The 12,605-nt window shown below is 60.5% G+C and carries 10 protein-coding genes; 7 read left to right on the plus strand and 3 right to left on the minus strand.

Features of this window, described 5'->3' with window-relative positions; genetic code table 11:
- Positions 1-4: 4 nt before the first annotated feature.
- Genes IB266_RS05115 through IB266_RS05125 form a run of 3 tightly spaced genes read right to left on the minus strand, consistent with a single transcriptional unit; the run spans position 5 to position 4,886 of the window.
- Positions 5-592, minus strand: coding sequence for a chemotaxis protein CheB (locus IB266_RS05115; RefSeq protein WP_192260422.1), 588 nt, complete (start codon positions 590-592; stop codon positions 5-7).
- Positions 589-1,404, minus strand: coding sequence for a CheR family methyltransferase (locus tag IB266_RS05120; RefSeq protein WP_192260523.1), 816 nt, complete (start codon positions 1,402-1,404; stop codon positions 589-591). The genes IB266_RS05115 and IB266_RS05120 overlap by 4 nt, the downstream gene beginning before the upstream one ends.
- The gene (locus tag IB266_RS05125) at positions 1,404-4,886 is read right to left on the minus strand and encodes a response regulator (protein WP_192260423.1); all 3,483 of its coding nucleotides are present in this window, start codon (positions 4,884-4,886) and stop codon (positions 1,404-1,406) included. The genes IB266_RS05120 and IB266_RS05125 overlap by 1 nt, the downstream gene beginning before the upstream one ends.
- Before the next feature lie 251 nt (positions 4,887-5,137).
- Here IB266_RS05125 and IB266_RS05130 point away from each other — a divergent pair, with 251 nt between their 5' ends.
- From IB266_RS05130 to IB266_RS05160, 7 genes are all read left to right on the plus strand, one after another.
- Positions 5,138-5,518 carry a response regulator gene (locus IB266_RS05130; protein ID WP_192260424.1) on the plus strand — a complete coding sequence of 127 codons (381 nt, stop codon included), beginning with the start codon at positions 5,138-5,140 and terminating at the stop codon, positions 5,516-5,518.
- Between the two features lie 77 nt (positions 5,519-5,595).
- Positions 5,596-6,888, plus strand: coding sequence for a glycosyltransferase (locus IB266_RS05135; protein ID WP_192260425.1), 1,293 nt, complete (start codon positions 5,596-5,598; stop codon positions 6,886-6,888).
- 70 nt (positions 6,889-6,958) lie between these two features.
- Positions 6,959-7,864 (plus strand): AraC family transcriptional regulator, encoded by a 906-nt coding sequence (locus IB266_RS05140; protein WP_060742529.1) that lies wholly within the window; start codon positions 6,959-6,961, stop codon positions 7,862-7,864.
- Between the two features lie 345 nt (positions 7,865-8,209).
- Positions 8,210-9,520, plus strand: coding sequence for an ABC transporter substrate-binding protein (locus IB266_RS05145; RefSeq protein WP_092200812.1), 1,311 nt, complete (start codon positions 8,210-8,212; stop codon positions 9,518-9,520).
- Positions 9,521-9,677: 157 nt separating this feature from the next.
- Positions 9,678-10,613 carry a carbohydrate ABC transporter permease gene (locus tag IB266_RS05150; protein ID WP_053184628.1) on the plus strand — a complete coding sequence of 312 codons (936 nt, stop codon included), beginning with the start codon at positions 9,678-9,680 and terminating at the stop codon, positions 10,611-10,613.
- A 10-nt stretch (positions 10,614-10,623) separates the two neighbouring features.
- The gene (locus IB266_RS05155) at positions 10,624-11,454 is read left to right on the plus strand and encodes a carbohydrate ABC transporter permease (RefSeq protein WP_060742531.1); all 831 of its coding nucleotides are present in this window, start codon (positions 10,624-10,626) and stop codon (positions 11,452-11,454) included.
- Between the two features lie 39 nt (positions 11,455-11,493).
- Positions 11,494-12,597: an ABC transporter ATP-binding protein gene (locus IB266_RS05160; protein ID WP_060742532.1), complete on the plus strand. Its 1,104-nt coding sequence runs from the start codon at positions 11,494-11,496 to the stop codon at positions 12,595-12,597.
- The last annotated feature ends 8 nt before the right edge of the window (positions 12,598-12,605 follow it).

A 12,605-nucleotide genomic window follows, 5' to 3' on the forward strand; every position in this document is an offset into this window, starting at 1 on the left:
TGGTTCATTCCAGCCCGGCCAGCAATTGGCCGATGCCTTGCAAAGTAAGGATATGGTCGGGCTCATGCAGGGCCAGCGCCGCTTCAGGCATGGTCGCGACCTGGGCTTCGGAGGGGTCCTGGACCACGGTGATCCCGCCCAGCGCCCTGACCCTCGCCAGGCCCCGGGCGCCATCGCCATTGGCGCCGGTCATTACCACGGCCAGCAACTTCTCGCCATAGACATCGGCGGCCGACTCAAACAGTACGTCGATGGACGGCCGCGAATGATGTACGGGTTCCTCCAGGCTCAACGACAGGCAACGGTCGGCCTCGACCGACAAGTGATAGCCGGGCGTGGCGACGTACAAGGTACCCGGTGCGATGTCCTGCTTGTCCCGGGCTTCCGCCACCGGCACCGCCAGGCGATGGCCGAGCACGGAGGCCAGTTGGCTGTCGCGCTCATTCGGCAAATGCAGTACCACCAGGATGGGCAGGCCGAAACCTTTGCGCAGGTGTCCGAACACCCTGAGCAACGCTTCGACGCCGCCGGCCGATGCACCGACGACAATGGCCTCGATGGGCGAGTTGGATCTGTCCTTCGTCTGGTTCATAACTTGCGATAGATCCGTTCCTGTTTGACCAACGGCTCGAATCGATGACCGTAAGCCGAAAAATCCAATGTCTCCTTACTGCCCAATACCAGGAAACCACGGTGACAAAGGGACTCATGGAACAGTCCAAATGCACGATCTTGCAGTTTTTTATTGAAATATATCAACACGTTGCGACATGAAATTAATTGAGTTTCTGAAAAGACACTATCGGTCGCCAGACTGTGATCGGCGAAGGTCACGTTCTCGCACAGGGTTTTATCGAACATCGCATAATCGTAGGCGGCTGTGTAGTAATCGGCAAACGATCGCCGGCCTCCAGCGTTCTGGTAGTTCTGCGTATAGGTGCGCACGTTTTCCAGGGAGAAAATGCCTTGCTTGGCTTTTTCCAACGAGCGCGGATTGATGTCGGTGGCGTAGATCAATGTGCGGTCCAGCAGGCCTTCTTCTCGCAGCAGGATCGCCATGGAGTAGACCTCCTCTCCCGTGCTGCAACCGGCGATCCAGATCTTGATCGAAGGGTACGTCCTGAGCAGCGGCACGACTTCCTCGCGGATCGCCAGGAAATGCGAGGGGTCGCGAAACATCTCGCTGACGGGGATCGTCAGCAGCTGCAGCAACTGCATGAATGCACCCGGGTCGTGCAGCACGCGTTCCTGCAAGGCCGAAATGGTCTTGCACTCGAACTGGCTCAACGCATGGTGGACCCGGCGCTTGATGGAGGCGCCGGAATAATCGCGAAAATCGTAGCTGTACTTGAGGTAAATCGCTTCGATCAACAAACGAAGTTCAATGTCAGTGTCACGTTCCACTAAATTCTTTCCATATTCGGCAACCACACGCGAATCAGCGAGAACAGACGATCCAGATCGATCGGCTTGGCCAGGTAGTCATTGGAACCCGCCGCCAGGCAGCGTTCCTGATCGTCCTTCATGGCCTTGGCCGTCACGGCGATGATAGGCAGCTTGCGCCAGCGCGGATCCTTGCGGATCAGCGTGGTGGCTTCGAAACCATCCATCTCCGGCATCATCACATCCATCAGCACCAGGTCGATGTCGTCGAATTCATTCAGGCGATCGATCGCCTCCAAGCCATTACGGCCAATGACCACGATCGCCCCCTTCGCCTCCAGGGCGCTGGTCAGGGCAAAGATGTTGCGCACATCGTCGTCCACCAACAGCACCTTGCGGCCTTCGAACACCTTGTCGCGGCTGCGGGCGGTCTTGAGCATCCGCTGTCGTTCATGGGACAACCGGGATTCGACTTTGTGCAGAAAGAGTGTCACCTCGTCCAGCAAGCGCTCTGGCGAACGGGCGCCCTTGATGATGATCGAGCGTGAATACTTGCGCAGTTCGGCTTCTTCGTCCCGTGTCAGGTTGCGCCCGGTGTAGACGATCACCGGCGGGAAGGAACAGATGTCTTCGCTGGACATGCGCTTGAGCAGGTCATTGCCGAGCATGTCCGGCAACTTGAGGTCGATGATCATGCAGTCGTAGACATTGGTCCGCAGCAGGTCCAGGGCCTGCTGGGCCAAGCCAACGGCGGTGATCTCGATGTCATCGTCGCCGATCAGGCGGGTAATACTGTCGCGCTGCAGATCATCGTCCTCCACCAGCAGCACCCGCTTGACCTTCTGGGTCAGCTTGGCCTCCAGGCGGGCGAACACGTCCTTGAGTTCTTCACGGGTGGTCGGCTTGACGGCATAGCCGATAGCGCCCATGTGCATGGCGGCTTCGACACGGTCTTCGACGGAAATCACGTGCACCGGGATGTGCCGGGTTTCGGCCTGCTCCTTGAGCCGCTGCAACACCGTCAGTCCGGAATGGTCGGGCAGGCGCATGTCCAGCAGGATCGCGTCGGGAGCCAGTTGCAAAGCGAGGTCGAAGCCTTCGTCGGCACCGTGGGCCACCAGGCACTGGTACCCGAGCTCGTGGGCCAGGTCGAACAGAATCCGGGCGAACTTGGGCTCGTCTTCGATCACCAGGATGCAACGGGTGTCGAACGGCGCCTTGTCGCGGTCGTCGGCGAACCGGGCAATCGGCGTGTCCACCTCGGCGACCAGCGGCGCCGCTGCGGCCTTGGGCGCGACAGACGCCGGCGCGGTGGCCGTCGGGGTGAAGGTCATTGGCGCTATCGGCGTGTCACCGGGCTCGACATAACGCTCAGGCAATACCAGCGTAAACACACTGCCCTGCCCCGGCTCGCTGGAGACCGAAATCGAACCGCCCAGCAACATGGCCAGGTCCCGGGAAATCGACAACCCCAGGCCCGTGCCGCCGTAGCGACGGTTGGTGGTGCCATCGGCCTGGCGGAACGCTTCGAAAATACTTTGCTGTTGATCGACGGCGATGCCGATCCCGGAGTCCCGCACGATGAACGCGATGCCCGAGCCTGGCTGACCGGCCACGGACAGGCTGACAGAACCTTGCTCGGTGAATTTCACGGCGTTGGACAGCAGGTTCTTGATCACCTGTTCCAGGCGCTGGCGATCGGTGTAGAGCATCGCCGGCGCATCGGGCAGCACCTGGACCTCGAAACTCAGGCCCTTGTCCGCCGCCAACGGCTTGAACATATCCTGCAGCCCTTCCACCAGCCGCTGCACGCTGGTGTTTTCCGGACGCACTTCCAGCTTTCCGGCCTCGACCTTGGAGATGTCGAGGATGTCGTTGATCAGGTTCAGCAGGTCGTTGCCGGCGGAGTAGATCGACTCGGCAAACTTGACCTGCTCCTCGCTGAGATTGTGCTGCGGGTTTTCCGCCAGCAGCTTGGACAGGATCAGCGAGCTGTTGAGCGGCGTGCGCAACTCATGGGACATATTGGCCAGGAACTCGGACTTGTACTTGCTCGAGCGCTGCAGCTCTTCGGCGCGCTCCTGCAATTGGATCTGGGCCAGGTTCAATTCGCTGTTCTTCTGGTCCATGGCGTCGCGCTGCTCGGCCAATTGCTCGTTGGTCTGCTCCAGTTCCTGTTGCTGGGCTTCCAGGTGGGCCTGGGACTCCTTGAGGATGCGCGACTGTTCTTCCAACTCTTCGTTGGCGGTCTTGAGCTCTTCCTGCTGGACTTGCAGCTCTTCGTTCAACTGCTGGGTTTCGGCCAGGACTTCCTGCAGGCGCTGGCGATAACGGGCGGCTTCGATGGAGGTGCCGATATTGCCGGCGATCAGCTCCAGCAGCTCGACGTCACGCTCGGTCAATGGCCGCAGGAAACCCAGTTCGATGACACCGTTGATCCGGTCATCGTCACTGGTGGGCACCACCAGCACGCTGTTGGGCAGGCCTTGCCCCAGCCCGGAGCTGACTTTCAGATAATCGTTCGGTACGTCGTCCAGACGAATAAGGCGCCCCTGCTGCACGGCCTGGCCAGCGATGCCTTCGCCGGCGACGATCACCTGCTGTTGTTCTTCATCCTCCCGGGACAGCCCGTAGGTGGCGACACGCCTGAGGACTCCATTTTCTTCCCGCGCATAAAGCGCAGCGACAGCGACGCCCAGGTATTTCGCACAGAACTGCAGGATGTTGCGGCCCAACAGGTTCAGCGACAGTTGCCCCAGGACCTGCTCGGCCAGTTGCGTCTGGCCGTTACGCAGCCAGGCCTGCTTCTCCAGGTGCAAAGCGCTGCGTTGCTGGACTTTCAGGCTGGCGCTGTAGCTTTCGGACAGGTTCAACAGATCCCGGCGACCGACGTAGGCCAGCAGCCCGCTGACCGCTGCGACGAACAACAGGTAAAGGGCAATGCTCCAGACGGTGGTGGTGCGCACATCCTGGTTGCGGGCCGCGCGCAATTGTTGCTCGGTCTCGACGACTTCTTCGAAGGACTGGCGAATTTCGTCAGTCAGGCGCTTGCCGCGCCCGGCCTTCACCGCGCCCCGGTAATCGCCGCTGCTACGTTGCAGGTCGATCATGCTTTGAGCGTAATTGGCCCACTCCGTCTGGAGTGCTTGGATCTTGTGCAGGCGGTCGGTCTGGACGGGGTTATCAGCTGTCAATTCCAACAATGTGTCCAACGCCACGGCAATCCGTGGCTTGGCCACTTCATAGGGGTCGAGGAAGTGCTCGTCACCACTCAACAGGTAGCCGCGCATGCCGGTTTCCAGGTCCACGCTCAGCTTGAGCGCTTCGTTGGCGTTATTGATCACCCTGTCGGTATGGCCGACCCACTGGATCACCGACAGCAGGTACGTGATAAGGATGACAAAAAACACCGCGCTGAGGGCGCCCATGCCCAACGGCAGGCTGATATTGCGGCTCAGGAGTTTGCGAAAGCTTTGCTCGTCGACCGAAGACGAAGGAGTCATGGAGAGGGCCTTGGTGGACAGTTGAAATCGGTGGAGTTTGCCCGAAAAACCGCGCTTGGATCCACATTTTCTGACAAGTCAAGGAGGCGAATCCCACGACAATCCGTCTTATAGCAGGGAAGCGACTATCCTTGTCAGCTCTTGTACTATAGATCCTTTCTTGTACAACCCAGGGAACTTGTGCCGCCTTGGCACTTACTCATGAATGAGGCCGTTTTTTTCCGTGCCCCTCCCGCTCCCATCTTTCGAGAATGTCGACTATGCCCACCACCCCTGCCGCCACCCAGCCCACCATCCTGGTAGTCGAAGACGATGACATTGTGCGGATGTTGATCGTCGACGTGCTGGAAGAACTGGAATACCAGGTGCTGGAGGCGGACGGTTGTGAGCAGGCGCTGAAGTTTTTGCGCGACCACCAACAGGACATCGCCCTGATGATGACCGACGTCGGCCTGCCGGTAATGGACGGACGCGAATTGGCCAAGCAGGCTCGACTCGAGCGGCCACAGCTGCCGGTGCTGTTTGCCAGCGGATATGCCGAAAGTATCGATGTGCCTGAAGGCATGTCGGTGATCGGCAAACCCTTCTCCATCGATCAATTGCGGGACAAGGTCAAACGCATTCTTGCTTGAGCCGGATCGCATTCTTGGTCACTATCGGCGCCCCGCGCGCCGATGGCGCCTGATTCGCTCCGAGGAACCCCCTGCTCATGCATCACCCCACTGCCACCAAAGTCCTGGTTATCGGCTATGTCTGGCCCGAGCCGCGCTCATCGGCTGCCAGTGGGCACGTCATGCAGATCCTCGACACCTTCCTCGGCCAAGGCTGGGACATCACCTTCAGCAGCCCGGCCGGCCCGGGCGAGCAGCGCGCCGACCTGGTTGCGTTGGGTATCCGCGAAGTGCCCATCGAACTCAATAGCAGCAGCTTCGACGTGTTCATCCAGACACTTGCGCCGGACATCGTGCTGTTCGACCAGTTCATGATGGAAGAACAGTTCGGCTGGCGCGTCGAAAAGCACTGCCCCGGTGCCCTGCGGGTGCTGGAGACCTCCGATCTGCAAAGCCTGCGTCACGCCCGGCATCAACGCCTGAAAGAGCGCCTGAAGCGCGATGAGGCGAGCGAGGACTTCAGCGACCTCTTCGCCCCGGCCCTGGGCGAGGAGTTCCAACGGATGGCCGACACCGACCTGGCCAAGCGGGAAATCGCCGCCCTGTACCGCTGCGACCTCAACCTGATGGTGTCCGAGGTTGAAATCGAACTGTTGGTGGAACACTTCAAGCTGCCTCGCAACCTGCTGCACTGGTGCCCGTTGATGCTGGACCTGCCCAGTGAGCCGTCGGTAGCGTTCGAGGACCGGGCGCATTTCCTGAGTATCGGCAACTTTCGCCACGCGCCGAACTGGGACGCCGTGCTCTGGATGAAAAACGCCATCTGGCCGCTGATCCGGCAGCAATTGCCCGGCGCACAATTGCACCTGTACGGCGCCTATACCCCGCCCAAGGCCGCTGCATTGCACAATCCGGCCCAGGGCTTTCACATCATGAACTGGGCCGAGGACGCCTTGCAGGTCATGTCGGCGGCACGCATCTGCCTGGCGCCGTTGCGTTTCGGCGCCGGGATCAAGGGCAAGCTGATCGACGCCATGCTCTGCGGTACCCCCAACGTCACCACGCCCGTGGGAGCCGAAGCCATGCACGGCGACATGCCCTGGCCCGGGTCGATTGCCCAGAGCGCCAAAGGCATCGCCGGCGCGGCGGTGCAGTTGTATAGCGACCAGGCGCGCTGGACCCAGGCCCAGCACGCAGGCCTTGCGCTGCTGGCGAGCCGCTACCGACAACAGGTACATGGGCCGGCGCTGATCGACAGCATCAACGCTTGCCGGGCAGACCTGGCACAACGACGCCGGGACAATTTCACCGGCAGCATGCTGCGTCACCACCAGCACAAAAGCACTCAATACATGTCCCAGTGGATCGAAGAAAAAAACCGCAACGGTTAGACGCCAGGGTGGCACCTGCCTGGCGAAGGGGGCATTATCCAGTGGCGATAACAATAAAAGCGCCAGGCCCATGACCCGAACAGCCAGAGTCACCGACCCCTCCTACGAGTTGATGGACGACCACAACGGGCTGTCCATCATCTACCGGCAGCACGGCTTTCCCTGCCCGCTGGTGCGCTGGCATTTCCACAAGGAATACGAGCTGCACTTGATCGTCGCCAGTTCCGGCAAGGTGTTCATTGGCGACTACATCGGCAACTTCTACCCCCAGTCGCTGTTTCTCACCGGGCCCAACCTGCCCCACAACTGGATCAGCCAGGTGGCCGAGGACGAAGTGGTGCCCAAGCGCGACATGTTGGTGAACTTCACCGACGAGTTGTTCGAAAGCGGCCACCAGGTATTCGCCGAGCTCAAGACGGTCGCCCCGCTGCTCGAACGCGCCCAATACGGCATCGAGTTCCGTTGCAAGCGCACCATCCGCCAGGCCATGAGCCTGATGCAGCGTATCGCCGATTCCCAGGGCATGAGCCGCCTGGGGCACTTTTTCATCCTGATGGAGCTGCTGGCCGCCACGGATGACTACCAACTGCTGTCCGGCGCGACCGCCCCGCAAACGGCGGACGAACACAGCATCGACCGCACCAACCGCGCGGTGGACTACATCTTTGCCCATTACGCCCGGGAGCTGCCCCTGGAAGAAGTCGCCGAACACCTGGGTATGAAACCCACCTACTTCAGCCGGGTGTTCAAACAGGCCACTGGCCGCTGCTTCATCGAATTCGTCAATCGCCTGCGTATCAGCAAATCCTGCGAATTGCTGGCCGACGGCGACAAACCGGTGACGGACGTGTGTTTTGAATCCGGTTTCAACAACATCTCCAATTTCAACCGGCGTTTCCAGCAGCTCAAGGGCATGACGCCTTCGCACTACCGGCGGCTGGCGGTGCAGCGGTTGACCGAGCAGAACCAAGGCTGAGACTTTTCGCCCTGACAGAGATCCCCTGTGGCGAGGGAGCTTGCTCCCGCTGGGCTGCGAAGCAGCCCCCTGGATCAGCCTTTCGCACCGAGTTGTCAGGGGAATTGTTGAGGGCCGCTGCGCGCCCCAGCGGGAGCAAGCTCCCTCGCCACGGGTCCTTTGTTCGGCCTGAAGTGGCAGGCATTAATCCCTCCAGTGCAAAAAAGTATCAGCACAAGTGCGACGGATGATTTGTCACGCCGTCCATTGAAGGCTGTAATCAGCGCACATTCTTCCCTTCATCCGGAAGACACAAAAACAATAACTGTCCTTCCGCAGCTTTCGGGCGCGGAAAAGGAGTGCGCGATGAAACCTTCGGTAAAAGCTCTGCTTGTCTCCACCTGCATGACCCTCAGTAGCGTCAGCTTCGGCGCACAGACCCTGACCATTGCCACCGTCAACAACAGCGACATGATCCGCATGCAAAAGCTCTCGAAAACCTTCGAGGCCGAGCACCCGGACATCAAGCTCAACTGGGTGGTGCTCGAAGAAAACGTCCTGCGCCAGCGCCTGACCACCGACATCGCCACTCAGGGCGGACAGTTCGACGTGCTGACCATTGGCATGTACGAAGCTGCACTCTGGGGCGCCAAGGGCTGGCTGGAGCCGATGAAGGATTTGCCGGCCTCCTACGACCTGGACGACGTCTTCCCTTCCGTGCGCGATGGTTTGTCGGTCAAAGGCTCGCTGTACGCCCTGCCGTTCTATGCCGAAAGCTCGATCACCTATTACCGCACGGACCTGTTCAAGGACGCCGGGCTGACCATGCCCGAACACCCGACCTGGACCCAGATCGGTGAGTTCGCGGAAAAGCTCACCGACAAATCCAAGGAGCAATATGGCCTGTGCCTGCGGGGCAAGGCCGGTTGGGGCGAGAACATGGCGCTCATCACCACCCTGGCCAACGGTTATGGCGCGCGCTGGTTCGATGAGAAGTGGCAGCCACAATTCAATGGCCCCGAGTGGAAAGACGCACTCAACTTCTATGTCGACAACATGAAGAAATCCGGCCCGCCGGGCGCCTCCAGCAACGGTTTCAACGAAAACCTGGCGCTGTTCAACAGCGGCAAATGCGCGATCTGGGTGGATGCCAGCGTCGCTGGCTCGTTCGTCACCGACAAGACCCAGAGCAAGGTGTCCGATCACGTTGGATTCACCTTCGCCCCCCACGAAAAAACCGACAAAGGCACCTCGTGGATGTACTCCTGGTCACTGGCTATCCCGACCAGTTCCAAAGCCAAGGAAGCCGCCACGGTCTTTACCACCTGGGCGACGTCCAAGGAGTACAGCCAATTGGTCGCCAAGACCGACGGCATTGCCAACGTACCACCAGGCACCCGCACCTCGACCTACAGCGACGAGTACATGAAGGCCGCGCCGTTTGCCAAGGTGACCCTGGAATCGTTGAAAGTCGCCGATCCGAAAGCGCCAACCCTCAAGCCTGTGCCCTACATCGGCATCCAGTTGGTGACCATTCCCGAATTCCAGGCCATCGGCACCCAGGTGGGCAAGTTCTTTTCGGGCGCGCTGACCGGCCAGCAGACCGTGGACCAGGCGTTGACCGCCGCGCAGTCCACCACCGAACGCGAGATGAAACGCGCTGGGTATCCCAAGTAGTCAGCTCATTGAGGCCCGCTCCCGATACCTGTGGGAGCGAGCTTGCTCGCGATGAGGGCTCCCCGGCCAATATCACGAGTGACTGACACGACGCCATCGCGAGCAAGCTCGCTCCCACAGTGGATCTTCATAGGCCCGCAAAAATCGGTTCAATGCCATGAATAGCTCAACTACAACCGCCAAAGCCCCCATCGAGATTGCCCCGCCGCCGGCGCGCAAGATCCGCCTGGCCAACCCCGGCTGGTTCCTGGTCAGCCCTTCGGTGGCCTTGTTGCTGCTGTGGATGATCGTGCCGCTGGGCATGACCGTCTACTTCTCGATGATCCGCTACAACCTGCTCTACCCCGGCGAAAACGAATTCGTCGGGCTGGAGAACTTCACCTATTTCCTGACCGACTCGGGTTTCATGCCCGGCGCCACCAATACTTTGTTGCTGGTGGGCAGCGTGCTGTTGATCAGTATCGTCCTCGGGGTATTGATCAGCGCGCTACTGGAAGCCAGTGAGTTTTTCGGTCGCGGCATCGTCCGTGTGCTGCTGATCTCGCCGTTCTTCATCATGCCCACCGTCGGTGCGCTGATCTGGAAGAACCTGATCTTCCACCCGGTCTCGGGGATCCTCGCCTCGGTGTGGAAGCTGTTCGGCGCCCAACCGGTGGACTGGCTGGCCCATTACCCGCTGCTGTCGATCATCATCATCGTGAGCTGGCAATGGCTGCCCTTTGCGATTCTGATCCTGATGACCGCCATGCAGTCGCTGGACCAGGAACAGAAAGAAGCCGCCCGCCTGGACGGTGCCGGCCCCATTGCGATCTTCTGGCACCTGACCCTGCCGCACCTGGCCCGCCCGATTGCCGTGGTACTGATGATCGAAACCATCTTCCTGCTGTCGGTGTTCGCCGAGATCTTCACCACCACCAACGGTGGCCCCGGCTATGCCTCCACCAACCTTGCCTATCTGATCTACAACCAGGCGCTGGTGCAGTTCGACGTCGGCATGGCTTCGGCCGGTGGCTTGATTGCCGTAGTCATTGCCAACATCGCCGCCATCATCCTCGTCCGGATGATCGGCAAAAACCTCACCGACAAGCATTGAGGCCGTCGCCATGACTCTTCAACAATCCCGTCGCCTGCAAAGCCTGCTGCTGGGCACGCTGGCCTGGGCCATCGCGATCCTGATCTTCTTTCCGATCTTCTGGATGGTGCTGACCAGCTTCAAGACCGAAATCGATGCATTCGCCACGCCGCCGCAGTTCATCTTCACACCGACCCTGGAGAACTACCTGCACATCAACGAGCGCAGCAATTACTTCAGCTTCGCCTGGAACTCGGTGGTGATTTCCTTCAGCGCCACCGCCCTTTGCCTGCTGATCGCGGTACCGGCGGCCTACTCCATGGCGTTCTATGAAACCCAGCGCACCAAAGGCACGTTGTTGTGGATGCTCTCCACCAAAATGCTGCCACCGGTGGGCGTGCTGATGCCGATCTACCTGCTGGCCAAGCAATTCGGCCTGCTGGACACGCGTATCGCGCTGATCATCATCTACACATTGATCAACCTGCCTATCGTGGTCTGGATGATTTACACCTACTTCAAGGACATTCCTCGCGACATCCTCGAGGCCGCGCGCCTGGATGGCGCCACGCTCTGGCAGGAAATGGTCCGCGTGCTGCTGCCGATTGCCAAGGGCGGCCTGGCGTCCACCGTGCTGCTGTCGCTGATCCTGTGCTGGAACGAGGCGTTCTGGTCGCTGAACCTCACCTCCTCCAAGGCCGCGCCCCTGACGGCGTTGATCGCTTCCTACTCCAGCCCGGAAGGTTTGTTCTGGGCCAAATTGTCGGCCGTCTCGACCCTGGCCTGCGCGCCGATCCTGATCTTTGGCTGGATCAGCCAGAAACAGCTGGTGCGCGGTTTGTCCTTCGGCGCGGTGAAGTAACGCGCCCTACACCATTATCAGAAGTGGAGGCCCATCATCATGGCCAACCTGAAAATCAAGAATTTGCAAAAGGGTTTCGAAGGCTTCTCCATCATCAAGGGCATCGACCTTGAGGTGAACGACCGCGAGTTCGTGGTCTTCGTCGGCCCATCTGGCTGTGGCAAATCCACACTGCTGCGGCTGATCGCCGGTCTGGAAGAGGTCAGCGACGGCACCATCGAACTGGATGGCCGGGACATTACCGAAGTCAGCCCGGCCAAGCGCGACCTGGCCATGGTGTTCCAGACCTACGCCTTGTATCCGCACATGAGCGTACGCAAGAACATGTCCTTCGCCCTCGACCTGGCCGGTGTACCCAAGGCCGAAGTCGAGAAGAAGGTCAACGAAGCGGCGCGCATCCTTGAGCTGGGCCCGATGCTCGAGCGCAAGCCCAAGCAACTGTCCGGCGGCCAGCGCCAGCGCGTGGCGATCGGTCGGGCCATCGTGCGCAACCCGAAAATCTTCCTGTTCGACGAACCGCTGTCCAACCTCGACGCCGCCCTGCGGGTGCAGATGCGCCTGGAACTGGCACGCCTGCACAAGGAACTGCAGGCGACCATGATCTACGTGACTCACGACCAGGTCGAAGCCATGACCCTGGCCGACAAGGTGGTGGTGCTCAATGGCGGGCGCATCGAACAGGTCGGCTCGCCGCTGGAGCTGTATCACCAGCCGGCCAACCTGTTTGTCGCCGGGTTCCTCGGCACACCGAAAATGGGCTTCCTCAAAGGCAAGGTCACCGCCCTGGACAGCCAGGGCTGCGAGGTGCTGCTGGACGCCGGCACGCGTATCAACCTGCCGCGCAGCGGTGCCAACCTGAGCGTCGGCGGCGCGGTGACCCTGGGGATTCGTCCGGAACACCTGAACCTGGCGCAACCGGGCGATTGCACGTTGCAAGTCACCGCCGACGTCAGCGAGCGGCTGGGCAGCGACACCTTCTGCCATGTCGTCACGACGTCCGGCGAAGCCTTGACCATGCGGGTTCGCGGCGACCTGGCGAGCCGTTTCGGCGAGCAACTGAACCTGCACCTGGACGCCGAACACTGCCACTTATTCGATGCCGAGGGCGTAGCGGTGAGCCGCGCGCTGCGCGCCGCCGCCTGATTACCGAG

The sequence above is a fragment of the Pseudomonas sp. Pdm06 genome, assembly GCF_014851795.1.
GTDB lineage: Bacteria > Pseudomonadota > Gammaproteobacteria > Pseudomonadales > Pseudomonadaceae > Aquipseudomonas > Aquipseudomonas fluorescens_AA.